The following is a 624-nucleotide window of genomic DNA, read 5'->3' as shown; positions in this document are numbered from 1 at the left end:
TCATGAAGGCGAAGAAGAAGCCGCTGGACGAGAAATCGCCTGCCGATTTCGGCGCCGATATTGCGCCGCGCCTCAAGGTTCTGAAGACCGAAGAGCCGGGTGGCCGCAAGGCTGGCGTCAAGGTTGGCTCGGTTGGCGAGCTGGTCGAGAAGTTGAAGGCTGACGGCATCATTTAAAGGGAAACCCGTGAGGCCCGTCTGCAAATGGCGTGTCGCTGCGCTTCCGGTGCTCACGTACCAAAAGTACGCTCCGCTCCGGTTCTCGCGCCCCACCATTTTCGCCAAGTGTGCATATTGGCCCTGACAGGTTTCCGGCACCGGATGAATTAAGGACAGAAACAATGGCTATTCTTCTTATTGCCGAACATGACAATGCAACCCTTTCGGACCAGACGGCAAAGGCGTTAACGGCAGCTGCCCAGATCGGCGGCGATGTCGATATTCTGGTTGCAGGCAAGGGCGCGAAGGCTGCAGCCGATGCCGCCGCCAAGCTCAATGGCGTGCGCAAGGTTCTGCTGGCTGAAAGCGATGCGCTGGAAAACCGTCTGGCTGAGCCAACGGCAGCGCTCATCGTTGAACTTGCCGCCAATTACGACACGATCCTCGCACCGGCGACGACCTCGGC

General features: G+C 59.0%; 2 pseudogenes. Both read left to right on the top strand.

The features are described from left to right. A pseudogene (locus JAU75_RS23930) lies at positions 1 to 176 on the top strand (electron transfer flavoprotein subunit beta/FixA family protein); the annotation flags it as partial. A 164-nt stretch (positions 177 to 340) separates the two neighbouring features. Then, positions 341 to 624, top strand: a pseudogene (locus tag JAU75_RS23925) (electron transfer flavoprotein subunit alpha/FixB family protein); the annotation flags it as partial.

Source organism: Ochrobactrum sp. Q0168, from assembly GCF_016427605.1.
GTDB lineage: Bacteria > Pseudomonadota > Alphaproteobacteria > Rhizobiales > Rhizobiaceae > Brucella.
Note: the sequence above shows the minus strand (reverse complement) of the source record. Positions and strands in the feature narration are given on the sequence as shown.